The organism is Psychromonas arctica (assembly GCF_036697365.1).
GTDB lineage: Bacteria > Pseudomonadota > Gammaproteobacteria > Enterobacterales > Psychromonadaceae > Psychromonas > Psychromonas arctica_A.
Genome location: NZ_JBAHZA010000002.1, coordinates 210239 through 236431 on the forward strand (window position 1 = coordinate 210239; position 26193 = coordinate 236431).

Here is a 26193-nt window from a genome sequence, read left to right on the forward strand (position 1 = left end):
TCACATTGTTTTAACATGCCACGATGATCATAGTAAACCGTTAATAAATACAATGTATAGTCAGATATAGGCTTAGTTATATATCAATTAGATTAACTTTAACAAAGTAATTAAAGTTAATGTAATGAATATAATTAAACCTTAATGATCACTCATTAAGGCTTAAATATTCATCTATTTAATTGGATATTAAATAACTTTAGCTAATGCATCACATAAAGGTTGCATATTATTTTTAGTCATACCAGCTACAGAAATTCGACCAGAACCGACGATATAAACAGCATACTCTTCTTTTAAACGATTTACTTGCTCAACGGTTAAGCCAGAGAAAGAAAACATACCTAATTGACGACTAATAAAGCTAAAGTCACCTTCAACCCCTTTCTCTTTCAATGTCGCTACAAACAGATCACGCATCTCTTGAATACGATTACGCATATCTGCAACTTCTTGAACCCATTGTTCATACAGAACAGCATCATTAAGAATAGTTGTTACGATTGCAGCACCATGTGATGGCGGGTTAGAGTAGTTAGAACGAATGCCCGCTTTGATTTGACTAAAAGCAGATTCAGCAATCTCAGAGTCTTCAGCAACTAAGGTGATACCACCAACACGTTCATTGTACAAACCGAAGTTTTTAGAGAAAGAGTTAGCAATTAATAACTCTTTGTTATGTTCAGCAAATACACGCAAACCTTGAGCATCTTCTTCTACACCGTTACCAAAGCCTTGGTATGCGAAATCGAAGAATGGGATAGCACCTAACTCAGCAATTAGTTTAGCTAAAATTTCCCATTGAGCTGGAGTTGGGTCGATCCCTGTTGGGTTATGACAACAACCGTGGAATAACACCATATCACCAGCTTCAACAGATTGAAGTGAAGCAATCATTGCATCAAAATCAAGGTCTTTAGTTTCCGCGTTGTAGTAATCATAAGTCACTACTTCTAGGCCAGAAGTTTTGAAAACATTACCGTGGTTAGCCCAAGTTGGATTACTCACCCAAATTTTCTTGATACCTAACTTTTGAACAGCAAAGTCAGCGCCTGTACGTAATGCACCAGTACCACCAGGTACTTGTGCTGTACGAGCACGTTTTGAAGAGATGATTTCAGCATTTTTACCGAAAAGTAATGTTTGAACAGCTTCACCGTAAGCAGCAATACCTTCGATGGTTAGGTAGCTTTTGGTAGTTTCTTCAGCGAGTAAACGTTTTTCAGCTTCTTTAACAGTCGCTAAAATAGGCGTTTGACCCATTTCATTTTTGTAAATACCAACGCCTAGGTTGATTTTATCTTCACGACTATCTTTTTTGAATGCATCTGTTAAGCCTAAGATAGGATCTGCAGGTGCCATACTCACTTGTTCAAACATACTTATTCCTTTGTTGATATTGAAAAATAGTTAACTTGATTGCTTTTATACCATCCTTACTTGATCAAGCAATCAATTTAATAACTATTGTGACATTTTGCTGTCTATTTCAGCAATTTTAGCCTTCCAAATCGCAGGACCCTGTTCATGAACGTTATTTCCTTGGCTATCAACAGCAACAGTAACTGGCATATCTTCAACATCAAATTCGTAAATTGCTTCCATTCCTAAATCAGCAAAAGCAACAACACGAGATTTTTTAATAGCTTTAGCAACAAGGTAAGCAGCTCCACCAACAGCCATTAAGTAGACCGAATTATGTTTAGCAATAGAGTCTACTGTTTGCTGACCACGTTCAGATTTACCAATCATGCCCAATAAACCAGTTTCCTCTAACATAAAATCGGTAAATTTATCCATACGCGTTGCAGTTGTTGGACCTGCAGGCCCAACCACTTCATCACGTACAGCATCAACAGGCCCAACGTAATAGATAAAGCGGCCTTTAAAGTCAACGCCTTCAGGTAAACCTTTACCACTAGTGATTAATTCATTAATACGTTTATGTGCAGCATCACGGCCAGTTAATATTTTACCAGTTAATAATAATGTATCGCCGCTTTTCCAATCGCTCATATCTGCTTTAGTTAAATCATTAACATTAACACGTTTAACATTTTCACCAACTTCACGTGTAATTTCAGGCCATTGATCTAAAGATGGTGGCGTAAGGTAAGCTTCACCTGACCCATCTAAAGTAAAGTGAGCATGACGTGTAGCAGCACAATTTGGAATCATAACAACAGGTTTAGATGCAGCATGAGTTGGGCAACTTTTAATTTTAATATCTAAAACAGTTGTTAAACCACCTAGCCCTTGTGCCCCGATACCTAAATTATTAACACGTTTATAAATTTCTAAACGGAGTTTTTCATCAGTATCTAACGAATCTGGGTCGGCTTTCGCTTTTTCTTCCAATTCAAAGATGTCGACAGGTTCCATTAACGACTCTTTAGCCATTACAGCGGCTTTTTCAGCAGTACCGCCAATACCTATACCTAACATACCTGGTGGACACCAACCAGCTCCCATAGTCGGGACGGTTTTTTCAATCCAATCTTCAATTGAATCTGATGGGTTTAACATCGCCATTTTCGATTTATTTTCTGAACCGCCGCCTTTTGCGGCAACCATGACTTCAACTTTATCTCCGTTAACCATTTCAACATGTACAACAGAAGGAGTATTGTCTTTAGTGTTTTTACGGGCACCAGCTGGGTCTGCTACGATTGAAGCGCGTAAAGGGTTAGTTTGTTCGTTGTAAGCTTGACGAACACCTTCATCAACCAGTTCTTGCACTGTTAATTCTGTGTCAAATGTAACCTTCATACCAATTTTTACAAAAACTGTCACAATACCAGTATCTTGACATATCGGTCGCTTACCTTCCGCTGACATACGAGAGTTAATAAGAATTTGCGCAATAGCATCTTTTGCAGCAGGATTTTGTTCTGCTTGATATGCTTTGTCCATTGCTTGAATAAAATCGAGGGGATGGTAATAAGAAATGAATTGTAATGAATTTTTTACACTATTAATGAAATCAAGCTCTTTAATGACTGTCATCAGTCGCTCCCAGTAATTAGTAAACAGTTTATGAAAATAATGGTAATATTATTGGCTTCAATCGCCTAATTTTTTGTTACAAAAATGTTGCCTAAATACGAAAAAATGACTTATATATCAGATAATACCGTAATAAAACCACTATCTTTTCCTGTAAAGATAATCAATATCATTAAGAGCAAGTTATCTTCTATGCAGTGGACTGTTTTTTTAGAGTCAGGCAGTGTTGATCATGTTGATAGTAATTGGTCTATTTTCACTGGATCCCCTATCGCCACATTAACCGAGTCCAGTGATGGCACTTTATTTCATAATTGTTTATTAAATACATATCAAACAATGGATAAAGATCCTTTAATTGCTCAAAAATCTGTTCGAGAATCTCATTTCACCCCAGAAACTGATAACCAATTTCCATTTCATGGAGGAGCGATAGCAGCTTATGGCTACGAAATGGGAGAGTTATTTGAATCGTTACATAAATCATCTCAAAACCCTGGTTTATCGTTAGAATCATTCCAATGTGGCTTTTACGATTGGGCCATTCTGCATAATGTATGCGAAGATCAATATTATTTAATGCAACACCGCAGTAAACTTCGAAGCGAAGATGTTAACGCTTTATGGGAAAAGCGTTTTAGCTGGTTAAATAACTTATTAGAATCAAGTAAAGAAACTATTCAAGATTTTAAATTGACCGGTGCATGGCAAACAGATACCTCTGAAAATGAATATAAAAGCGCATTCAATCAAGTCCAAGAATATATACTTAGCGGAGATTGTTACCAGGTTAATTTAGCGCAACGTTTTCAAGCAGCTTATCAGGGTAATGAGTATCAAGCTTATCAAGCATTGCTATCTCATAATAAGCCCCCTTTTGCTGCGTTTTTTGTGTTGCCAGAACAAACGATTATTTCTGTCTCTCCAGAGCGTTTCCTATTATTAAAAAATCAAATAATTCAAACTAAACCTATAAAAGGGACTATGCCAAGAAGCATAAATCCCAATGAAGATTTAGCAAACAAACAACATTTAATGAGCTCAGAAAAAGATCAAGCAGAAAACTTAATGATTGTTGATCTATTGCGTAATGATATTGGGCGAGTCTGTGAAGCTGGTAGCGTTGCAGTACCTAAGCTATTTGATATTGAAAGCTTTCCAGCAGTTCATCACCTCGTAAGCACGGTCACTGGAAAATTAGCAGAACAATACTCTACAGAGGATTTACTCAGAGTCTGTTTCCCTGGCGGCTCTATTACAGGTGCTCCAAAGATTCGTTCAATGGAAGTGATATGCGAGCTAGAAAAATTCCAACGTCATATTTACTGCGGCAGTATTGCTTATATTAATGGTAACGGTGATATGGATAGTAGTATTGCAATTCGTACCTTAGTTTGTCATCAACAAAAGATTTATTGTTGGGCTGGCGGCGGTATTGTAGCGGACTCGAATGCTCAGAGTGAATACAAAGAATGTTTTGATAAAGTTAGTAAGATTTTGCCCCTACTAGCAGATTTAAACCAATAATAAACTGCTTTGTTGACTACAATTATAAATACAAAAAAACCAACTCTCAGTTGGTTTTTTTAAATCGAATTCAGTGAAGATTTTACAGCATATTTATAGTTTACCTAGTAGGCAATTCTATATCTTCAAATAATTTATTCACTTCCGCTGTGTACTTAAGTTGAATCGCTTTTTCCACTAAAGGACGTGTTAAATGAGGAGCAAAGCGAACCATAAAATCATACATGTAATCACGTAAGAAAGACCCCTTTCTAAATCCGATGCTGGTTAAACTAGACTTAAATATATGACTTGCATCTAACACGCAAAAATCATCGTCTTCATTAATAGCCATAGTTGCAATAACACCAACACCTAACCCAAGGCGAACATAAGTTTTGATAACATCAGCGTCTGTTGCAGTAAACACAACATTTGGTTTATAACCAGCTGCATTGAATGCTTCATCTAATTCAGAGCGACCGGTAAAGCCAAAAATGTAAGTAACAATAGGATGCTCAGCAATATCATCAATGGATAATTTCTCTATTTTCGCTAAAGGATGGTCTTTAGGTACAATCACAGAACGATTCCAGTGATAGCAAGGCAGCATAATCAAATCTTGATACAAATGTAGAGCCTCGGTAGCAATGGCAAAATCTGTTTTACCTTTCACTACGGATTCACTTATTTGCGTTGGTGTGCCTTGGTGCATATGTAAAGACACTTTAGGGTAACGTTTAATAAAACCATTAATGACTTCAGGTAAAGCATATCGGGCTTGTGTATGAGTCGTGGCAATATTTAGCTTACCTTGATCCGGCATTGTATACTGATTGGCAACCGCTTTAATACTTTCAACTTTACCCAATATTTCAGTTGAGTAACGTATTATTTCTTGCCCTGCTGGCGTCACTTTAGTTAAGTGTTTACCACTACGCTCAAAAATTTGAATGCCTAGCTCATCTTCCAGCATTCTAACCTGCTTACTAATGCCTGGCTGAGAGGTAAAAAGATTCTCGGCTGTGGCAGATACATTTAGGTTATGATTGAGTACTTCTACAATGTAACGTAATTGTTGCAATTTCATAATGTTATCAGCTTATTTTTAGGTTAAGGCTTATTCCATTTTATTCTATCAGACTTCAAAAATTAACAAAGTCATACTTTTACCTAGCCCTACTATACCTGTATAAAACTAAAGAAAATGAGTAAATCTTCTTTAAGATGATACAAAACAATAAATATTCAACTATTTTTAAAAGATAGAAGTGAAAACTAATACTTACAACTTCGCACTTTTTATAATTAGAATAGGTAGGTAAGACCTACGTTAATGGAGAAACAATGAAAAATAGTGATCAACTTGATTTCAGTACTATATTAGCGACTAGTATCCATGATATGAAAAATTCACTGGCAATGGTGCTACAATCTATTGAAGATTTAGACTTAGCTGATAATTTAACGACTCCACAACATAAATCAGTATCTAACTTACATTACCAAACTTCACGTATTAACAGTACATTAATGCAACTATTAGCACTATATCGAGAGGAGAGAAAACAATTACCCATATTAATTGAAGAAAACTCAGTTAATGAATTATTAACAGATATATTAGAGCGTAATCGTTTATATTTGAACAGTCATCACATCAAGTTAGGTGTTAAAGTTGAAAATAATTTATACGGCTATTATGATGTTGATTTAATTAGTTACTTATTAAGTGATATTTTAATTAATGCTTTACGTCATGCTAAAAGTGAAGTCACGATTACTGCATACCAACAAGATCCCTATTTAGTATTTGAAATAGAAGATGATGGTGATGGTTACCCGCATTATATGTTAAATGTAAATGATGATAAAATTGCTACATTTAATGCAAATAAAGGACGAAGTGGATTGGGTTTACTTTTTGCTAAAAAAATTGCTGAATCTCATAAACTTAAAGCACTATCTGGTTATATTACATTAACCAATAAATCTGAAAAAAGTGGCAGTATATTCACTTTAAAGTTACCTTAATTTTAATGGCATGGTGAGTTTAAGCCCTGCGTTACTTTAATCACATAAAAGAGCATACAACTTGTATCCATTAATTATATCTTTAGTCGGTTTGTTATTGATTGTGATGATTGGTTATAACATCATTCAGCAATACAAACACAAAGCGGAAACAGAGCGTCGAATCTCTGTATCCAAACAACATGCAACCATTACCGAAGTTGATGAATTATTGTTGTATTCAACTAAAATTCCATTCAGTAAGGCATTATTATTAATTCTAAAAAATAGAATACGTAATGCGTTATATGTCATGATCAACATATCGCCAAGTACAGCCAGCTACAAAGAGCATTTTGCAGATACAGAAGCACAGATCAAACAAATTAAAGAAAATTATGTAGCTCCATCACCAAGTAGCTTACAGGTTCCAGCCAATGATAAAGATGCTTTAGCATTAGTACAAGCGACTAAGAAATTACGTGCAGTACTTCGATCTGAACATGCAAAGCAAAAGATCAATACAGACCTATTCGTGTTGGAAAATCAACAGTTAGAAATCACTCAACTGAAAATTAATATCGAAATTAGCATTAAACGAATTAATGAAGCAAAAAAACAAAAGCAATATAATACAGCACGACAAATGACCGATAAAATTCTTAAAATCTTAAATAACATTCCAAATAAAGATAATGTATTAGAAAATAAACAAACCTTATTAGAAAATTTAAAAACTGAAGTATCTTCATATTTAACTAATGAACAAAATGATGCATTAGACAGTCAACAGCAAACTAAAAAAGAAGACACCAAGAAAAAGGATCTGGAGAGATTATTTGCTGATAAACAAAAATGGTAAAAAACTGCCATTACGTAATTTTGAAAAAGCCTTTTATTATTGATACAAATCAATAACTTTAATCCCCTCCTCATTATTATTAAATATCATCGTTAATAATGAGGCACCTGTTATGCAACCGATTACTTTACAACAACAAGAACAATTAAAAATGCATTTACTTGCTGAATTCTCACAGGTGAAAGAAAAAGTTAAAACACGCTTAGCGGTTTCATCTAAACCTTACCTTAATGAGCTTGTCGATAAAGTTGATGAAATGAATGCTGATTTATTAATAGATAGTTTGATACATAGTGAGAGTCATTCATTAAACATTTATAAAATGCAAATTAAGAGTATAGATGCAGCACTGCAGGGAATTGAACTTGGTTTATACGGTCTTTGCTCCGACTGTGAAATTGAGTTATCAGCTGAAGAGTTATTTGATTGCCCTACCCAACAAAGGTGTACAGCATGTGAATTAAAATACCAACAGCAAAAAGTTAAGGGTTATAAGTTATAAAAGACAATTTATTGTTAACTTTATGGGAAGGTATATGCTAAATTGCCTTCTTTTTACTTAACTAGAGCTGAGATTTTGACCGATAATATTTCCCCTGTAACTTTAGATAATGCCTCTAGCAACAAACATAATGAACTTGAGAAGACCTCCCCTTTATCAGTACTGCAATGTGGTAATGATTTTAGTGAATATATAAAACTATATTCACCATCAAAGGTACTCGCATTTTCTCAATTATTTCCTAATGCCACAGCTATAATATCCAGATATCTTAAGCTACCAACGTCTTTATTATTGGTAAATAGCCGCTTTTGGCTCAATGCTGAACAAGTATTGAAAGAAGCAATACCCAATGAGCTACCGTCAGATTATTTATTAAGTTACAACCAAGAAAGTTTATTTGGCCGCTTATCTGTGTCAGGCCATGAAATCTCTTATTCTGAAGGTATATTAACTAAGCTAAATAATGGAGCATTGGTATTAAATGTAAGTCCATTATTAGTCGAACCTAACTTATGGTTTAAGCTTAAATCTGTTTTACAGCGTGGGTACCTAATAGCGAGTGATGCAGTTAACGGTGAAAGAATTAAACAAACTTTGCCAGACTTAAAGTCTCAACCTATCAACATAAAATTGGTTTTAGTAGCAACACGCCTACAACTTGAAGAACTGATCCAAATTGACCCTGAATATACACAAATTTCATCGTTATTCTGTGAATTGGCAAGCCAAATACCTGCCAATCAAGATGCAGTCAATACTATCGCCAATTACTGTCAGCACCTTACTCAAAAATTATCTATTGAACCACTTGACCTGGATGCCTTAAATACACTACTTAAAGCTTTGTCAATTGAATGTCAGCACCAACAGCAGTTGTTGTTCGACCCAGAGTTTATTCAACAAACAATTAATTACGCTAATTTAGTTTCTGATGAAAATAAAATATCTAAAGATGATTTAAATAATTATTTTAAAGAGATATATGAAGCAAAATCATTGGCGCGTAAATATAGCGAACAATCTATTTTAGAAGGACAAGTTAATTTACAGTTAAGCGGTGAAAATGTCGGTCAAATCAACGGACTATCTGTGGTTGAGCTTTTAGGTTACCCTTGTGAGTTTGGTGAAGTCTTTAGAATATCAGCCAGTGATATGATTGGTGATGGTGAAATTATTGATGTTGAACGTAAAGTTGAATTAGCGGGCAATATTCACGCTAAGAGTACTCATATCGTTCAAGGCTATTTAAATCATTTCTTTAGTCATATCAGTGCATTTCCATTTTCATGCAACCTAGTATTTGAACAATCCTATCAAGAAAGTGATGGCGATAGTGCGTCCTTAGCCATTTTGTTAGCTGTTAGCTCTTGTTATGCTAAGTTCCCAGTTAAACAGGATGTGTTTGTAACAGGCTCATTAGATCAACATGGTAACGTGTTACCTATCGGAGGCATAAACCAAAAAATAGAATCTGTAACTCGTTTATTCGAATTAGGTTTAATAAGCAACCCCGTTACAATTGTAATGCCTAAAGCGAATATCATTAATTTAACGTTAAATGATCAAACGTTAGTTTTAATAGAGCAAGGCAAAATGTTAATTCATGCTATTTCACATTGCCATCAAGCATTTCCATTAGTGTTAAATAAACAATTTGAAGACGTTATTAAAACAATTAATTACAGAATTGAGTTAGCCAACAAAGAAGAGATGGAAGAATCCTCATCTAGCTTGTTTTCTAGGCTAAAACATTCTATCTTTCATTAGGATATACAAATCTATATGATAGGTTTTTATTATTCTTGATTGTTCATAGCGCCTCATATAAAGTATGGCGCTCATTATTTCGTGGTGTTAATTATATGCATTTTAATGCCTCACCTTATCAATTATCTTAAGAAAAGTGATTATGACTAAAATCGTATCCCAAAAAGAGTTGGGTAAAAACTCTTACAATAAAGAAGAATTAATTAAATGTGGTCAAGGTGAGCTATTTGGTGAAGGCAACTGTCAATTACCAGTAGACAACATGTTAATGTTAGATCGTATCATTTCTATTACAGAAGATGGTGGCGAGCATGGTAAAGGCGAATTAATCGCTGAACTAGATATCGATAAAGCATTATGGTTCTTTGAATGTCATTTCCCTAATGACCCAGTAATGCCTGGCTGCCTTGGTTTAGACGCTATGTGGCAATTAGTTGGCTTTTTCCTTGGTTGGAGTGGCGGTCCAGGTAAAGGACGAGCACTAGGTGTAGGTAATGTTAAATTTACAGGCCAAGTATTACCAACGGCTAAAAAAGTAACTTACCGTATTACAATGAAACGTTTAATTATGCGTAAATTAGTAATGGGTATTGCTGATGGCGTAGTAGAAGTTGACGGAAAGGTTATCTACACAGCAGAAGATCTAAAAGTTGGACTATTTGTTGATACTTCAAGCTTTTAAATTTAAAGATTGATTATTCCCTAGAAAGCACTGATTATGTTTGTAATCGGTGCTTTTTTTTTGCTTAAATTTTGTAATGCCGATCGTATTAACTATGTTATCTAAATTCCACTTTCGAGAAACAGATCAATTCAAGGCGTAAGTTGACGTAAATATCTGTTCTCTTAACGAAGTTTACAACTAAGCAGGAAACTGTTTTAACAGGAAACATAGATAAACTATTTATTGTGGTTGGTACCATCTCCTCTCTTTGATAAGGAAATTTTATGGCCTTTTTATTTCGACTTATTAAATCAATACTGGTCAATAGCTTTAAATTTATTAATGCAATACGCTTACTGTTACTGAATGTTATTTTTATAGTGATAGTGTTATTCATTGCCGCTTCTTATGATACTGATGAAGTGGAAATTGAGGTTGCTGATAACTCTTATCTACAACTTGATTTAAATGGTTTCATTGTTGAAAAGAAACGCCCTATGAATATTTCTCAAGAAATATCAAAACAACTTTCAGGAATAGATAACGAAGCACCTCAAGAGTTTGAGGTACAAGAAATTATCAAAGCAATCAGATTTGCTGAAGATGATCCTAAAATTACCGGACTTGTACTTGAGTTAAGTGGTTTACAATCAGCAAACTTAAATCAACTGACAGATATTGGTACAGCCATTAATCATTTCAAAGAGGCTGGCAAACCTGTTTATGCTTACGCAGATAATTACTCTCAAACTCAATATTATTTAGCTTCTTATGCTGACAAAGTAACTTTACCGCCAAATGGTTTTGTATTATTACAAGGCTATGCTGTTAATCGGTTATATTTTAAAGACTTATTAGATAAATTATTAGTGACTCCTCATGTATTTAAAGTAGGTACCTATAAATCATTTGTAGAACCTTTTACTGAAACACAAATGTCAGAGCACAGTAAAACCGCAAATCAACACTGGTTAAACCAATTATGGCAAACCTATATTGACCGTGTATTAACACAACGCAAAGACAACCCAAAACTAACACCTGAGTCAATTAACCCGACATTACAACAAGTAAAAGAAAACCTAAAAGCAGTCAATGGCGATACTAGTCAATACGCTTTAACAATGGGTCTTGTAGATCAATTAGCCTTTCACGATCAATTCATCAAGAATTTGTCTGAAGACGCGTTACAGAAGAGTAATGATTTACCAAACATGATTAATTATCGTGCTTATCAAGCAACTTTACCTTCGTTATACCAATATACAGGTGCAGATTCATACATTGCTGTCATTCATGGCACAGGTGAAATCGTATCCGGCGTTAGTGATGGCACTTCAATCGCAGATAAAAGTTTTAATAGTCTATTAAAACAAGCAAAAGATGATCCTCGTGTGAAAGCGGTAGTGCTCCGTCTTGATACTCCTGGCGGTAGTGCTTTTGCTTCAGAAAATATCAGGCAGCAAGTATTAGCACTCAAAGATGCAGGTAAAAAAGTTGTTGTATCAATGGGAGCAGTAACTGCTTCAGGTGGTTATTGGATCGCTTCTGCTGCAGATGAAATCATTGCTTCTCCAACCACACTTACTGGTTCAATTGGTATATTTGGTATGTTTGCAACCATAGATAAATCGCTTAATGAAATAGGTATACAACAAGACGGTGTAGCAACAAACCCATTATCTAATATTGGTGTAACTCAAGCATTAACACCAGAGTTAGCCGAAATATTTCAAATGGGGATAGAAAATGGTTACGCCAACTTCTTACAAGTCGTTGCTGAAGGTCGCAGTATGTCTATCGAAGAAGTTGATAACGTAGCTCAAGGTCGTGTATGGACAGGTGTAGATGGCTTAAATAATGGGCTAGTTGACGAATTAGGTAATCTACATTCTGCTGTAAATAAGGCAGCTGAATTAGCGCAAATTAAAGATTTTGATGTGATATCTATTGAGCCAAGATTATCTTCTAAGCAGGTTCTAATTAATCAGTTGTTTACAAAAGCAGTTCAGTTTTTACCAAGTGGAGTTATTGCACAGCCATCCTTAGTCAGTATTTTCCAAACCATCGAAAAACAAAGTAACTTTATATCGAGAATTAATGATCCACAAAGTCGGTTTGTATATTGTACTCAATGCTATGTTGAATAAAAAATATTAATAGTTAACCACTCTATTCATTATGCCATTGAGCGATTGCCATTATTAATTTATTGATATGGTGAACGTGAAATGGCATTTTTATTTCTGATACCAATGACATTAAATAAGTGATCTAAATTTTACGCCGGAAAAATGACTGAGTTCAAGGCTTAATTTAAGGCTTCTCCCGATTAACTTTGTTAAAAGTACGTGGGGCTTAAATAGTTATTTTTACGAAGATGACAACGAAGAAATAAATATTTTCACATGTAAAGTAGAACAGTTAGTCAGTGTAATTGATATAATACCCAATAAATTAAAGTTAATTTTAAAACGAGCACATCAATGAAAACACGTTTATATGCGCTTCAGCATTATACTGAAGCAGGCGATTTGAAATCCCCTCCTATTTTTCTTTATCTTCTTTTGTTTCTATCACGTACTTGGATGTTATTAATTATTTCGCTGGCATCACAACAAACCGGCGATAAATTATTGATGCTTTTTTATCCTGAAAAAATACATTTTTACACAGGCTTGATTATCGGATTGCTACCAATCATTGTATTTTTAATATCAGGACGTCGCCATGCACAAAAGCCATGGGCAATTAAAAGTTGGCCTATTTGTTATTATTTGATCGTAGTCAGTTTATTAGCAGATCTTGTTTTACAACTCTATTATCTAAATCTAGAACATTTTCAATATTCACTGTCAGCATCGATTCAATTAGTCGTGGTAAGCTGGGCTTGTATCTATGCTTTTAAAAGTAAACATTTGAAAGACAGTTTTAAAAACTAAACTTTATTAAGATAAAAAATTAAGACATAAAATTTAGACAAAAAAATGCCTCAACAAGTGAGGCATTTTATTTATTCGTTAACTCGAATAACTTGATTAGTGAAGTTTTAATCTCGGACGTAATACGCGGTTAATTTTTTCAACAACAGTCATTAATCCAGTGCGAATGTAACCGTGTAATGCAACCTGATGCATACGATACAAAGAGACATAAACAACCTTCGCTAAGCGCCCTTCAATCATCATGGAACCTTTCATCAAGTTACCCATTAAACTACCAACAGTGCTGTAGTTACTTAATGAGACTAATGAACCATAGTCAGTATATTTGTAATCAGTTAATTCTTTACCATTCAAAGTAGCAATAATATTTTTACCTACTTGTGTCGCCATTTGATGAGCTGATTGTGCGCGGGGAGGAACAAAACCACCATCAGGTAATGCACAACTCGCACAATCACCAATCGCATAAATGTCATCATCAAGGGTTGTTTGCAATGTAGGTTTAACAATCAGCTGATTAATTCGATTAGTTTCTAACCCAGCTAACTCTTTTAAATAGTCTGGGGCTTTAATTCCGGCAGCCCAAACAATTAAATCAGCTTTTATTAACTCTCCAGATTTAGTTAACAAGCCTTCTTCATTTGCTTCAGTTACCATTGTGTTAGTACGAACATCCACACCTAGTTTAACTAGCTCTTGATGTGCAGACGCTGAAATACGTTTTGGTAATGCAGGTAAAATACTATCACCTGCTTCAATTAAACTAACACGTAAATCTGCACTTTTAATATGTGAGAAACCATAACTAGAAACCTGTTTAAGAGAGTTATATAACTCAGCAGATAACTCAACTCCAGTTGCACCAGCACCGATAATCGAAACATTAACTGAATTTGTTTCTTTAACACCAAGTTGTAAATATTTATTCAACATACGGTGATGGAATTTTTTCGCTTGTTGCGGACTATCTAAGAAAATACAATGTTCACCGACACCTTTAGTATTAAAGTCATTACTAACACTACCGAGCGCCATAACTAGGATGTCATAATGTAGGTGACTTTCCGGTAAAATCATACACCCTTCTGCATCATACAAAGGATCAATGGTGATCGTTTTATTAACACGATCTAAAGTGCGCATTGCACCTAATTTGAAGTGAAAAGCATGATTAGTTGCATGAGCACGATAACTCACTGCATCAATACCATCATCTAACGATCCTGCAGCTACTTCATGGAGTAACGGCTTCCATAAATGAGTACTATTTTTATCAACTAAAGTGATGTGTGCTTTTTGTTTGCGGCCAAGCTTATTACCCAACTTAGTAGCTAATTCTAAACCACCTGCGCCACCACCAACGATTACAATTTTTTTCATAACATCCTCATAAATTAAATTTTTTACAAAAAGGATGCTTAACAAGGTGTCAAATATCATCTTTATAAAAAAATTGATCTAGGTTGTATTTTTAGAAATCAAAGGTTATAAAAAAATGGGCTTCAAGTCACCTTTTTTTATCTTTGAATGTGAATGAAGTAAGATTGTTGGGATTTAACTGATTAAATATAGGAGAATTCGATCAAATTAGCTATTTTTGTAAACATAAATTTGATCGATTTAACAAACAGATAACACTATTCTGCTTTGAATTTTTTTATCGTTTGTAGGTGTGAAGTGATATCTTTAAATTTATGCCCTTGAGTTTGATCAAAAATGATTGGGTAATAATTTGCTAACTCGTGGTTACTCACTTCGCTATCCAAAACATCATCGACAGTAGACAGTATACAAATACAATTTGCTGCATTTTCACGTCTAAAATCATCAACACACTTTGTATCAATATCAAAATATTCTTCAGGCCATTCAATACGGCCGACCATATTATCTTCTGGATGCAAGTTAGGGTTAAAAATAACTTGTTTAATACCGGCTAAAAAGCCAATACGTTCACTCCAATAACCGCCTAAGCCTACCCCACAAATCAATGGAGCGGTATCTTCAGTATCATTAATATGTAGATTAACTTCTTTAAGGATATGTGCCATATCTTGTTTAGGGTGGATGGTACTGTAGTGTACGAACCGAACATCAGGATCAATCGATTTTAATTGCATCACTTTTTCATGATTACCAGGGCTCGTCGCGTCAAACCCATGTAAATAGATGATCATTTTTATCCGCCTTTATATTTATTACTGCACAAACAGGTCACTTTCGACTTATTTATTTTTATTAACTACCCTAACTTATCAATATCATTTAAGACATAACTTTAAATTTTGGCATTAAACTGTTCAAGTATCTGTTTAGACTGTTTCCACAAGTTATTATCGATTAGAGGCTCTACTAATTTACTTTTATCAGCAGCTAAACGATTAATTAAAGATACGCTATCTCTAGTAGCAACTGATAAACCGTCTAAAATAGTCATTGCTGCCGGCGCATCATTACACGCTAAAATGAAATCACAGCCCGCTTTCAATGCACCTTCGGCACGTGATAGATGATTGCCAACAAAGCTAGCACCATGCATAGAAATATCATCACTGATTATCGCTCCTTTAAAACCTAATTGAGATTTTAAAACTGTTTGTAACCAATAATCTGAAAAGCCGCAAGGTAAACTATCACACTCAGAATAAACGACATGTGATGGCATAATGGCATCTAATTTATTCGCATTGATCAAGCCTATAAAAGGCAGCATATCCTCACTGAAGATTGTATCTTTAGGACGAGAGTCAACAGGTAATGCAATATGAGAATCAGCCTTAACGCTACCATGTCCTGGGAAGTGTTTGCCAGTACTTGCCATACCCGCTTGTTTCATACCTTCTGTATAAGCAGTGGCAATTTTTATGACTTGGTGCTTATCATCACTAAATGCACGCTCTTTAATAACATCTGAAATACCATTGATGTCTAATACGGGGGCAAAACTTAAGTCGATATCGCATGCAATTAATTCACTTGCCATTACAAACGCACTGGCCTTAGCAAGTGATAAAGTTTCCTCAAATGAATCTGCTTTACACAATAAATCACCACAAGCTGGTAACGTTGTAAAATCTTGATGAAAACGTTGAACCCTTCCACCTTCGTGATCGACGCCAATTAAAATAGGTTGTTTAGCATAGAATCTAATTTGTTGTACCAATTCTTTTAGTTGTACAACATTATCAAAGTTACGAGTGAATAAAATAACTCCAGCAACTAATGGATGAGCTAAGTATTCTTGTTCAGTGGCCGTTAACTGATATCCAGCAACATCCAAAATTATCGGGCGCATAAATCTTTTCCAATTTAAAAAGCCAGCAATGCTGGCTTCGGTAAAACATGTAAAATAACTAGATATTATTTCAATAAGTGATTAACTAATTCTATCGTATAATTTTTTAACTTCTTTTAGTTTATCTTCAGGCGCAGTTTCCATTAACTGAGTTAATATGGTTTTTGCCCCTTCTTTTTCATCGATCTCTAAATATGCTCTAGCTAAATCTAATTGTGCAGCTACGCCATCGGCATCGGTATCGAACTCAGCAAATGACTCAACTACATCAGGGAATTCGTCCAAACCAAAGTCTAAGTCAAACTCTTCTTCACCTACGTCTAGGCCTTCTTCATTTGCTAACAAGGCATCGATATCAATAAATCCTTTATCATCTGTCTTGTCAAACTTAGGTAATTCAGTCTCTTCATTAAAGGCATTATTACTTAATTGTTTAGCTAACGAATCTGGGTCATTGAAATCAAATTCATCCTCGTCTTTAGATACTTCTTTTTCTTGATCTGATTCAGGCGTTAATGGATTTTCGATATCCTCAGCTGACTCAGGTACTGAAACATCATCTTCTTCCATGTCCGAATGTTCTGTTGATAGAATATCGTCAATATCAGTTGATTCTGTGCCCATCTCCTCGCTTTCAGAAACGGCTGCTACAGAGCTTTCCTCCAATAATTCTTCTACTTCAGGAATAGCTTCTGGTGCGCTATCTTCTTCTATATGCGTATTTTCTGCTGATAGAATATCATCAATATCAGCAGATTCTGTACCCATTTCCTCACTTTCAGAAACGGCCTCTACAGAGTTGTCCTCTAACAACTCTTCTACTTCAGGAATAGCTTCTGGTGCGTTATCTTCTTCTATATGCATATTTTCTGCTGATTGAATATCATTAATATCATCAATATCAGCAGATTCTGTACCCATCTCCTCGTTTTCAGAAACGGCTTCTTCAGAGCTTTCCTCTAATATCTCTTCTACTTCAGGAATAGCTTCTAGTGAGACATCATTTTCTATCTCCGATTGTTCTGCTGATAGAATGTCATCAATATCAGTAGATTTTGTAGCCACTTTTTCACTTTCAGAAACGGCTTCTTCGGAGCTTTCCTCTAATAGCTCTTCTACTTCAGGAATAGCTTCTGGTGAGACATCATTTTCTATCTCCGATTGTTCTGCTGATAGAATGTCATCAATATCAGTAGATTCTGTAGCCACTTCCTCGCTTTCAGAAACAGCATCTGTAGAGCTTTCCTCTAATATCTCTTCTACTTCAGGAATTGCTTCTGGAGTACTATCTTCTTCGATACTAAGATCTTGTTCAACTGACTCAGTTTCAACATCATCTAATTGTATTGGCTCTAAAGGTGCATCTTCTTGTGTATCAAATTGGAATTCATCAAGGTCAACTTGATCTTCGCCTTTATCTTCTAATTCTGCTAATTCAGATTCCCATTGAGCGGCTAAATCTAAGTCATTTTGTGAAATGTCTTCGTCTAATGTCAAATCAGATTCTGATAACTCAGTAATTTCACCTTCGTCGTTAAGCAACGCATCCATGTCAATAGCGTCATTATTTGAAGAATCATCTTCTCCTTCTATTAAATCTGCTTCTAATCCAGAAGTCTCAGGTAATACATTGTTATTTGATAATTCTTCTTCGATAATGGTAAGCGCATCTTCTTCCTCTGCGTCAGAGAGCTCATCTTCAGTTAAAACTTCTTCAGTACCAATCTCTGCAGCGAACAAAGAATCAAACTCGTTCTCTTCTTCATCCATAATCGAGGTTGATTCAGCAAGCTCCTGTTCTTTTAATGCTAACTCACGCTTTGATTTAATGCGTAATATTAAAAGAAACAATGCTGTTAAAAGTAATAATGGACTTAAAATTGTCAGCAGTAACGTAGAGGCAGATCCTGTAATAGAACTAAGAATATTGTTTAATAAACCAGGGCCACTAAATGGAGGCTCCTCAAACGCATCAATTTCGGCTTTATATTGATCAATTAACGCCTGAAGTTCAATTTGAACATTAATATCCTGCTCAACTTGTTCTGACAATGTATGTATTTGATCACTTAATGGCTGTAACTTAAGTTTTAAGCGTTGATTAGATTCAGTAGCGGCAATTAATTGTTCATTAAGCAGCGCGTATTCTGCTTCTAATTTTTGTAATTGCTCATTATTTACCTGCACTGCTTCTTTTGTACTTTTTGTCTGCTCTGGTTCTGCTGTTTGAGTGACTTCAGCTGGCGCCTCCTGTTTTTCAATTACTGCAGGTGATGTTTGAGTCGGAGCCTTTGTTGGTGCTGGATTATTGGTTATTCTTAATAAACGAAAAGCTTCAGCGTTAGTTTGCTGTGAAATAAAAGATAAACTCGGTACATCAATTACTGAAGCTACAATTATTCTATTAATGTCACCATTACGGAAAGCTGTCGGATTAGCTTTATAAATAGCAACTAATGTTTGATATACACTGACATCAGTATTAGGGCGTAGTTTGTTTGAAATAGACCATAATGTTTCATTAACCGATACCGGACCATATCTAGAAACAGAGCTAGAAGATGTTGAGTTTGAAGACGCCACTGAATTTAATGACTGAATGCTTTGAGGTTCTTCATTAGGACCAACTAATTCAACACTCTGTACATTATGAGCAGTCAATAATAATGGTAGACAAGAAACAACAGCGAGAAACATGCGATTCATAAACGATCCTTGTAAGGGAATTGCAAAATAATATTAATTATAATAAACCAGGACAAGCAATAGCAGATCTTTTAAAACAAACGTGCGGGCTAGAATTGAGATCTAGCCCACTGTAATACCTAAATTATCTTACTATAAATAGGTATAGGCCAATTTTTCCATTACCAATACTGCGTTAGTTGCAATACCGTAATGTACATTATCAGCAGATACCCACATATTAATTCCAGCAGCATCACAAGTATCTTTACGCAAACGACCGACGTGCACTTCAACATTACCTACAACATCATCAATCATGTTTGAATATTCAGTAACTGAACCTGCTAACACAATGTTATCACTATGATGAAGTGCGTTAGCAACTTCCTCAAGTTCTACAGGATAATGCGTCACGATGTGAACCGCTTGCGAACAACCATAAAACATAGGGACAACGACCTGTGTTGTTGACACTACCATTTCAGGATCATTTAATAAGCGACGAGTTTCAGCTGCTAAACGCAGTTCTGAAAAATCGATGCCATCTTCGTTAAATTCATCAATTTGCGGTACAACATTAAATGCAATTTGCTGTTTAAACTTGTGTTGCTCAATACTTTTAGCATTCAATAAACGTGCCGTTTCTCCAGCTAATGCCGACACACCTTCTTTACCGATCGCAGAAGCTGATTGATAACCTGCCACGGTGACACGCTTAATACCTACTTCTTGATGAATTTGCTTAATAGCAAGTGTTAATTGGGCAGTTTCAGGGCTTGGAATTGCAATAATATTTGCATCACTGTAACGAGCAATATCTTCGTCATTTACGCCAACTTGTACTAGAGGTACTTCAGGAGATTCTAAATAATAGCCACTGATATCGATAACCACACAATGTTCTTTTGCTACAGGTATCCAAGCTTGTGCAACTTCTCTATCCGATAGGAATAACGCAATATCTACTTGTTGCCAGTCGAATGTTTCTAACTCAACAACGTCAACAGGTTTACCTGAATACATAACAGAAGTAGTTTCACTCTCGCTGCTACTGATTGGGAAAATATTATTAATTGCGAAATCACGTTTTAATAACACTTCTAACGTTGTTTCGATGCAACCATCAATCTCGCCGATTAACGCAATATTGTATTCTTTGTTCATGTTGACCTTTTATTTATTTTTAACAGTAAAACCAATTTTCTTTAAATCGATCATTTGTGGCGAAACTTGCCGCTTATTTGGTGTTAACACCGTTAAAGTAGACAATTCTCGTCTTTCTGGATAATTTTTACGCATATTATCAAAACCGTTCACTTCATTTACTTTTTTCCTAAATAAAGCATCATCTCTGCGTACATCATATATCAAATGTACTAATGATTTTAATAATTCTGGTGTTAAATCACCACTTAAGGTGATATCGCTAATATTTGACTGTTCAGTGAAGTCTGTACTTTTTAACTTCACGGGTATCTGTAATTTTTCACAAAGTGCAATGTACAACATTTCAGTACCGCGTGCTCTGCTGTCTAAACTGTACCCTGCGATATGGGGAGTTGCTAGCGTAACATAAGGCAATAATTGCTTATCAATATCGGGTTCATTTTCCCATACATCCAGCACTAGTGTGGGAACTTTCTTTTCTATTGCTAAACCTAATAAAGCTTTATTATCGATCACTTCACCACGACACGCGTTAATTAAAATTTGCTGTGGATTTAATTTTTCAAGCACAGACTGATTAAATAAGTGGAGAGTTTTATAGGGTCCTACCATGGTTTTTGGCACATGCAATGAAATGACATCAGCAGCCAGTACTTCTTCAAAGCGGCAAAACGAACGAGGATCACCCGCTTTCTGCAATGGTGGATCGTATAACAAACAGTTAACGCCTATCGCGGTTAAGCAATCATAAACTGCAGTACCCGTATTACCTGCCCCTACAATGGCAACAGTTTGGTTTAATAGTGTTAGCTGCCTCTGTTCAACAACCACTAATAGCGCACTTAACACGTAATCAGCAACTGAAATCTTATTGCAACCTGGCGCACTACTGAATGTAATATTTCTAGACTCAAGATATTCGATATCAATATGGTCAGTACCTATGGTCGCAGTACCAACAAATTGGATATTTGAGTTTAATGCTAGTAGGGATTGGTTAACTTTGGTAATAGAACGTACTAATAATATATCTGCATCTTGAACTTGCTCGGCAGTAACATCACGACCAGAGAAGGTAATGACTTCACCAAATGATTCAAAAAACGATTCGCCATGTGGCATATTTTCGTCGATATAAATTTTCATCTTATTTTCGTTTATCCCCAATTTCATTAAATATTATTGCAGAACCAAAAAAAGGAGCCAAGGCTCCTTTTTAACATCAGTTATTAACGCTTATTCGTAACGTTTAAATACCAATGTTGCATTTGTTCCACCAAAACCAAAGCTGTTAGACATAACTGTGTTTAGTTTTGCAGCCTCAGGTTTGTTTTTAACGATAGGTAAATTAACCGCTTTTTCGTCAACTTCTTCAATATTACAAGAAGCAGAGATAAAATCATTTTCCATCATTAACATGCTGTAGATAGCTTCATGAACACCAGCTGCACCAAGTGCGTGACCAGTTTGTGATTTAGTCGCACTAATTTTTGGCGCATCGTCACCGAATACGATATTAATTGCTTCTAGCTCTTTGACATCACCAACAGGTGTAGAAGTACCGTGTGTATTTAGGTAATCTACTTTACCTTCAACTGTTGATAGCGCTTGTTGCATACAACGTACAGCGCCTTCGCCTGATGGAGCAACCATATCGTAACCATCTGAAGTTGCACCGTAACCTACGATTTCAGCATAAATTTTAGCGCCACGAGCAAGTGCATGCTCTAGCTCTTCAACAACAACCATACCGCCGCCACCAGAGATAACAAAACCATCGCGGTTTTGATCATAAGTACGAGACGCTTTATCAGGTGTTTCGTTATATTTGCTTGATAATGCACCCATTGCGTCAAATTCACAGGCCATTGTCCAGTCTAGTTCTTCACCACCACCAGCGAAAACGATGTCTTGTTTACCTAGTTGAATTTGCTCTAAAGCGTGACCAATACAATGTGAACTTGTTGCACAAGCAGAACTCATTGAGTAATTGATGCCTTTAATTTTAAAAGGTGTTGCTACACATGCAGAAGTTGTGCTCGCCATCGTACGAGGAACCATGTAAGGACCAACACGGCGAACGCCTTTGTCTTTCATGATTTGGCATGCGTCAACTTGGTTTTTTGAAGAACCACCGCCAGAACCAGCGACTAAGCCAGTACGAATATTAGAAACCATCTCTTCAGGTAGTTTCGCATCTTCAATAGCTTCCTGCATTGAAAGATAAGTGTATGCTGCTGCATCACCCATGAAACGCATTACTTTACGGTCAATGTGCTCTGAAGGATTGATTTTTAAATCACCCCAAACTTGGCTGCGCATACCAATTTCTTTGAATTGCTCAGAGAATGTGATACCCGACTGGCCACTTTTAAGTGATGCTAAAACTTCATCTTTATTGTTACCAATACTAGAAACAATGCCAATACCTGTAATTACTGCTCTTTTCATTATTAAGCCTTTATTGCTTGAGGGACTAATTATATGATCATCAAGTGTGAAGTGTGATTTATCCTAAATCAACCTGACTGTTATAAATTATGATCTAATATACAAGGAATATAACTTGTCTCAAGACAAAAACAATATAATTAACCATGCACAACTTGACTGGTCAGATCAGTCTGAGCCATTTTCTACACAATTTGATGATATTTACTTCAATAATGACCATGGTGCAGATGAATCCGAATATGTGTTTTTTTCAGGGAATGATCTAGCCAACAGATGGCAAACCTCTAATTCTGAACAATTTTGTATTGCAGAAACTGGATTTGGCTCAGGACTTAACTTCCTTACTAGCGCATTAAAATTCGAAGAATTTCAAGCAAAAAATCCAACTACTCAACTAAAACGTTTGCACTTTATTAGCTTTGAACTCTACCCTTTAGAGTTAGAGGCAATCCAAACGACTCTCGATAAATTCACACAGTTTTCTGATTTATCATCGCAATTAATCCAACAATATCCTTTACCTTTGGTTGGATGTCATCGCCTCACTTTTAATCAAGGTGAAATAATATTAGATTTATGGTTTGGTGATATTAACCAGCAAATAGACAATTTAACTGGTCACTTAACAGGTATTGTTGATGCTTGGTACCTAGATGGATTTAACCCGCATAAAAACCCAGAGATGTGGCATCAAGCTTTGTTCCAGAAAATGTTTAGCTTAAGTAAACCAGCAGCTACATTAGCAACTTTTACTGCTGCGGGATTTGTCCGTCGCGCTTTAATCGAAGCAGGCTTTAGCATGTCTAAACGAAAAGGATATGGTAAAAAGCGTGAAATGTTAGTAGGTATTGCCCAGCACGAAGCAGTTCAGCAGAAACAAGTTGAAAAAACAGATGTAGCAATTATAGGCGGCGGAATTGCAGGGCTATGTACAGCTTTATCTCTTGCAAAGCGCCGCAATAAAGTCACTGTCTATTGTGCAGATGAACAACTAGGTATAGGCGCTTCTGGTAACCTGCAAGGAGCCCTTTACCCGTTACTTAATCAACAACATGATGAACTTAGCCAATTATTTGCCAATGCCTATCAATATGCTTTAAATTTTTATAAACAAGTTAATCAACAAGTGCCCTTTTCTCACCAGTTTAATGGATTGCTACAGCTTGCTTATGATCAGACCTCACATCGTAAATTAGAAAATATCAATAAAGCACAACTACCGCATTCATTAGTTAAATGGTTAACTGAAAATCAAACAAACACACTAGCAGGCTTACCAATTGGCCATCAAAGTTTATATTACCCAGGTGCTGGTTGGCTAAGCCCAAGGGAATTAATTAACTCACTAAGCAAAATATTAAAAGCATTACCTAATGTGCAAATACTTTGTGATCATCATATCGACAGTGTTGGGCAATCAAATGACGGATTAAATGATTGGATATTGACAACTAATGCTTCAAAACAGCACCAAGCAACGACATTAAAACATCAATGCATAGTGATCGCCGCAGGTATGGAGACACTTAAGTTTAACCAATGCAGAGCAGTGCCTTTATCAGCAGCAAGAGGACAAGTGAGTCATGTGCCAAGTAACGATAATTTAGCCTCGTTGAAATTAACCTTATGCCATGAAGGTTATTTAACACCTACAATGCAAGGTCAACACTGTATGGGTGCAACCTTTAAGCGTCATGACGACAGTATTGAATACCGTGAAATCGAACAACAAGAAAATCATCAAAAACTTAAAAAGTGCATTTCAGATCAACCTTGGGTAGACACTATCGTTATTAATGACCAAGCACATATTGCAACGCGTACAACAACGCGTGATCATTTTCCTTATTTAGGTGAGTTAACAGATTATGAACAACTAAAACAGGACTATCAGGCAGGCATAAAAACTAACTCAAAGTTACCAATGTTATCTAATGCCTATTTAATAACTGGATTAGGCTCAAGAGGATTATGTAGTGGACCTCTCTTAGCAGAAATTCTAGCGAGCAAAATAAATAATGAAAGCTTACCTATTGCTAGTTCAATCTATAAAAAGATGCAGATACCTCGACAATGGCTAAGTTATATATCGAAAAACAAGCCCTTAAAAGAATAAAAAGTAAACGCATTTGCAAAAAAATACCGGTTATTAGAAACACAACCTCTATTGGACTTTGTTAACCGGATAAATTACGGTAATCTAGCGCTCCGGTTTGAGGGTTGATTTAAAAAGTCCTTTTTAAAAAATTAAAGAGAAAAATTACAGCTTAATGAAATATTCCCGCGTTTATATCAATAGTATGGCTTATGAATTAGCCCCTGAAGTGGTTTCAAGTTCAGAATTAGAATCTAGACTTGCACCTTTGTATCAAAAATTGCGCATTCCAACAGGTCAACTTGCTGCATTAACGGGTATCGAACAAAGAAGATGGTGGCCAAAAGATCACCGCCTCTCTGATGGAGCAATCGAAGCCGCTAAAAAATCATTAGATGAAACAGGCGTTAATGTTGATGATATTGGTGCAGTTGTTTATACAGGCGTATGTCGCGACCAACATGAACCTGCAACAGCTTGTCGCATAGCTGCTGAATTAGGCGTTAATAAAAGCACGGCTATCTATGATATTAGTAATGCTTGTTTAGGTGTACTATCAGGCATATTGGATATTGCTAACCGTATCGAACTTGGTCAAATCAAAGCAGGCTTAGTCGTCTCTTGTGAATCTGCTCGCCACATTGTTGATATCACTATCGACAACATGTTATCAGACCAAAGCATTCAAAATTTTTCACAATCACTGGCAACATTAACCGGTGGTTCTGGCGCAATTGCTGTATTACTTACAGATGGCAGCCTGCCTTTAAAAAATCAACGCCAACATAAATTACTCGGTGCAAGCCACCTATCTGCACCAGAGCATCATGATTTATGTAAATGGGGGCTACAAGAAGTAGGCCTAAAATTACATCGTGAATTCATGCGTACTAATGCAGTACCGCTACTTAAAGAAGGTGTTGCATTAGCATTAGATACTTGGAAAGACTTCTTAACTCAACAACAATGGTCAGTAGACAGCGTTGATAAAGTTATCTGTCACCAAGTGGGCTCAGCAAACCAAAAACAAGTACTAACAGCACTAAACATCCCATCTGAAAAAGAGTACCCGACTTATCAATATTTGGGCAACATGGGCACTGTATCACTCCCTGTGACAGCAGCATTAGCCGATGAAAATGGATTTTTACAAAAAGGCGACAATGTCAGCTTTTTAGGAATAGGCAGTGGATTAAACTGCATGATGCTTGGATTGGAGTGGTAAG

20 protein-coding genes are annotated in these 26193 nt (G+C 35.9%); 10 read left to right on the forward strand and 10 right to left on the reverse strand.

What is annotated here, in order from left to right; translation table 11 throughout:
• Nucleotides 1-189: 189 nt before the first annotated feature.
• Nucleotides 190-1380 (reverse strand): amino acid aminotransferase, encoded by a 1191-nt coding sequence (locus tag V5290_RS03020; protein WP_333381751.1) that lies wholly within the window; start codon nucleotides 1378-1380, stop codon nucleotides 190-192.
• A gap of 84 nt (nucleotides 1381-1464) precedes the next feature.
• Nucleotides 1465-3006 carry a fumarate hydratase gene (locus V5290_RS03025; protein WP_333381754.1) on the reverse strand — a complete coding sequence of 514 codons (1542 nt, stop codon included), beginning with the start codon at nucleotides 3004-3006 and terminating at the stop codon, nucleotides 1465-1467.
• Nucleotides 3007-3111: 105 nt separating this feature from the next.
• Between V5290_RS03025 and pabB the strand changes: the two genes are divergently transcribed.
• Nucleotides 3112-4533, forward strand: coding sequence for an aminodeoxychorismate synthase component I (pabB, locus tag V5290_RS03030; protein ID WP_333381757.1), 1422 nt, complete (start codon nucleotides 3112-3114; stop codon nucleotides 4531-4533).
• A gap of 100 nt (nucleotides 4534-4633) precedes the next feature.
• Here the strand turns inward: pabB and cysB are convergent, their stop codons facing one another.
• Nucleotides 4634-5602, reverse strand: coding sequence for an HTH-type transcriptional regulator CysB (gene cysB / locus V5290_RS03035; RefSeq protein ID WP_290038060.1), 969 nt, complete (start codon nucleotides 5600-5602; stop codon nucleotides 4634-4636).
• 257 nt (nucleotides 5603-5859) lie between these two features.
• Between cysB and V5290_RS03040 the strand changes: the two genes are divergently transcribed.
• The 7 genes from V5290_RS03040 (at nucleotide 5860) to V5290_RS03070 (ending at nucleotide 13265) form a co-directional block, all read left to right on the forward strand.
• A complete protein-coding gene (locus V5290_RS03040; protein WP_333381762.1) occupies nucleotides 5860-6546 on the forward strand; it encodes a HAMP domain-containing sensor histidine kinase in 687 nt (228 codons plus the stop codon).
• Between the two features lie 61 nt (nucleotides 6547-6607).
• Nucleotides 6608-7387 (forward strand): DNA repair ATPase, encoded by a 780-nt coding sequence (locus tag V5290_RS03045; RefSeq protein ID WP_333381765.1) that lies wholly within the window; start codon nucleotides 6608-6610, stop codon nucleotides 7385-7387.
• 112 nt (nucleotides 7388-7499) lie between these two features.
• Nucleotides 7500-7889: a hypothetical protein gene (locus tag V5290_RS03050; protein ID WP_333381768.1), complete on the forward strand. Its 390-nt coding sequence runs from the start codon at nucleotides 7500-7502 to the stop codon at nucleotides 7887-7889.
• A gap of 75 nt (nucleotides 7890-7964) precedes the next feature.
• Entirely contained in the window at nucleotides 7965-9659 is a 1695-nt protein-coding gene (locus tag V5290_RS03055) for an AAA family ATPase (RefSeq protein WP_333381771.1), read from the forward strand.
• Between the two features lie 142 nt (nucleotides 9660-9801).
• Nucleotides 9802-10341 (forward strand): bifunctional 3-hydroxydecanoyl-ACP dehydratase/trans-2-decenoyl-ACP isomerase, encoded by a 540-nt coding sequence (fabA, locus tag V5290_RS03060; protein ID WP_333381774.1) that lies wholly within the window; start codon nucleotides 9802-9804, stop codon nucleotides 10339-10341.
• Nucleotides 10342-10607: 266 nt separating this feature from the next.
• A complete protein-coding gene (gene sppA / locus V5290_RS03065; protein ID WP_333381777.1) occupies nucleotides 10608-12473 on the forward strand; it encodes a signal peptide peptidase SppA in 1866 nt (621 codons plus the stop codon).
• A 336-nt stretch (nucleotides 12474-12809) separates the two neighbouring features.
• Nucleotides 12810-13265, forward strand: a complete 456-nt coding sequence (locus V5290_RS03070; RefSeq protein WP_333381779.1) for a DUF2919 domain-containing protein — start codon at nucleotides 12810-12812, stop codon at nucleotides 13263-13265.
• Nucleotides 13266-13361: 96 nt separating this feature from the next.
• Here V5290_RS03070 and V5290_RS03075 read toward each other — a convergent pair whose 3' ends face one another.
• The 7 genes from V5290_RS03075 to fabB form a co-directional block, all read right to left on the reverse strand.
• Nucleotides 13362-14648 (reverse strand): NAD(P)/FAD-dependent oxidoreductase, encoded by a 1287-nt coding sequence (locus V5290_RS03075; protein ID WP_333381783.1) that lies wholly within the window; start codon nucleotides 14646-14648, stop codon nucleotides 13362-13364.
• Nucleotides 14649-14905: 257 nt separating this feature from the next.
• Nucleotides 14906-15445, reverse strand: coding sequence for an alpha/beta hydrolase YcfP (ycfP, locus tag V5290_RS03080; RefSeq protein WP_333381785.1), 540 nt, complete (start codon nucleotides 15443-15445; stop codon nucleotides 14906-14908).
• Between the two features lie 101 nt (nucleotides 15446-15546).
• Nucleotides 15547-16563, reverse strand: a complete 1017-nt coding sequence (gene nagZ / locus V5290_RS03085) for a beta-N-acetylhexosaminidase (RefSeq protein WP_333381788.1) — start codon at nucleotides 16561-16563, stop codon at nucleotides 15547-15549.
• 81 nt (nucleotides 16564-16644) lie between these two features.
• Nucleotides 16645-19269, reverse strand: coding sequence for a FimV/HubP family polar landmark protein (locus tag V5290_RS03090; RefSeq protein ID WP_333381792.1), 2625 nt, complete (start codon nucleotides 19267-19269; stop codon nucleotides 16645-16647).
• A gap of 132 nt (nucleotides 19270-19401) precedes the next feature.
• Complete coding sequence (locus V5290_RS03095; protein WP_333381794.1) at nucleotides 19402-20415, reverse strand: aspartate-semialdehyde dehydrogenase; 1014 nt, start codon at nucleotides 20413-20415, stop codon at nucleotides 19402-19404.
• A gap of 9 nt (nucleotides 20416-20424) precedes the next feature.
• The gene (locus tag V5290_RS03100) at nucleotides 20425-21564 is read right to left on the reverse strand and encodes a 4-phosphoerythronate dehydrogenase (protein ID WP_333381796.1); all 1140 of its coding nucleotides are present in this window, start codon (nucleotides 21562-21564) and stop codon (nucleotides 20425-20427) included.
• 90 nt (nucleotides 21565-21654) lie between these two features.
• On the reverse strand, nucleotides 21655-22869 hold the full coding sequence (fabB, locus tag V5290_RS03105) for a beta-ketoacyl-ACP synthase I (protein ID WP_333381798.1): 1215 nt from the start codon (nucleotides 22867-22869) through the stop codon (nucleotides 21655-21657).
• 115 nt (nucleotides 22870-22984) lie between these two features.
• Here fabB and mnmC point away from each other — a divergent pair, with 115 nt between their 5' ends.
• Both mnmC and V5290_RS03115 read left to right on the forward strand, forming a co-directional pair.
• Nucleotides 22985-24988 carry a bifunctional tRNA (5-methylaminomethyl-2-thiouridine)(34)-methyltransferase MnmD/FAD-dependent 5-carboxymethylaminomethyl-2-thiouridine(34) oxidoreductase MnmC gene (gene mnmC / locus V5290_RS03110; protein WP_333381800.1) on the forward strand — a complete coding sequence of 668 codons (2004 nt, stop codon included), beginning with the start codon at nucleotides 22985-22987 and terminating at the stop codon, nucleotides 24986-24988.
• Between the two features lie 154 nt (nucleotides 24989-25142).
• Nucleotides 25143-26192 carry a 3-oxoacyl-ACP synthase III gene (locus V5290_RS03115; protein ID WP_333381802.1) on the forward strand — a complete coding sequence of 350 codons (1050 nt, stop codon included), beginning with the start codon at nucleotides 25143-25145 and terminating at the stop codon, nucleotides 26190-26192.
• Nucleotide 26193 lies beyond the last annotated feature (1 nt).

What these genes read in the sequence shown, in the direction of transcription:
- V5290_RS03020 (WP_333381751.1), bottom strand. Translation starts at nt 1,380, where the DNA reads ATGTTTGAACAAGTGAGTATGGCACCTGCAGATCCTATCTTAGGCTTA.
- V5290_RS03025 (WP_333381754.1), bottom strand. Translation starts at nt 3,006, where the DNA reads ATGACAGTCATTAAAGAGCTTGATTTCATTAATAGTGTAAAAAATTCA.
- pabB (WP_333381757.1), top strand. Translation starts at nt 3,112, where the DNA reads ATGACTTATATATCAGATAATACCGTAATAAAACCACTATCTTTTCCT.
- cysB (WP_290038060.1), bottom strand. Translation starts at nt 5,602, where the DNA reads ATGAAATTGCAACAATTACGTTACATTGTAGAAGTACTCAATCATAAC.
- V5290_RS03040 (WP_333381762.1), top strand. Translation starts at nt 5,860, where the DNA reads ATGAAAAATAGTGATCAACTTGATTTCAGTACTATATTAGCGACTAGT.
- V5290_RS03050 (WP_333381768.1), top strand. Translation starts at nt 7,500, where the DNA reads ATGCAACCGATTACTTTACAACAACAAGAACAATTAAAAATGCATTTA.
- fabA (WP_333381774.1), top strand. Translation starts at nt 9,802, where the DNA reads ATGACTAAAATCGTATCCCAAAAAGAGTTGGGTAAAAACTCTTACAAT.
- sppA (WP_333381777.1), top strand. Translation starts at nt 10,608, where the DNA reads ATGGCCTTTTTATTTCGACTTATTAAATCAATACTGGTCAATAGCTTT.
- V5290_RS03070 (WP_333381779.1), top strand. Translation starts at nt 12,810, where the DNA reads ATGAAAACACGTTTATATGCGCTTCAGCATTATACTGAAGCAGGCGAT.
- V5290_RS03075 (WP_333381783.1), bottom strand. Translation starts at nt 14,648, where the DNA reads ATGAAAAAAATTGTAATCGTTGGTGGTGGCGCAGGTGGTTTAGAATTA.
- ycfP (WP_333381785.1), bottom strand. Translation starts at nt 15,445, where the DNA reads ATGATCATCTATTTACATGGGTTTGACGCGACGAGCCCTGGTAATCAT.
- nagZ (WP_333381788.1), bottom strand. Translation starts at nt 16,563, where the DNA reads ATGCGCCCGATAATTTTGGATGTTGCTGGATATCAGTTAACGGCCACT.
- V5290_RS03090 (WP_333381792.1), bottom strand. Translation starts at nt 19,269, where the DNA reads ATGAATCGCATGTTTCTCGCTGTTGTTTCTTGTCTACCATTATTATTG.
- V5290_RS03095 (WP_333381794.1), bottom strand. Translation starts at nt 20,415, where the DNA reads ATGAACAAAGAATACAATATTGCGTTAATCGGCGAGATTGATGGTTGC.
- V5290_RS03100 (WP_333381796.1), bottom strand. Translation starts at nt 21,564, where the DNA reads ATGAAAATTTATATCGACGAAAATATGCCACATGGCGAATCGTTTTTT.
- fabB (WP_333381798.1), bottom strand. Translation starts at nt 22,869, where the DNA reads ATGAAAAGAGCAGTAATTACAGGTATTGGCATTGTTTCTAGTATTGGT.
- V5290_RS03115 (WP_333381802.1), top strand. Translation starts at nt 25,143, where the DNA reads ATGAAATATTCCCGCGTTTATATCAATAGTATGGCTTATGAATTAGCC.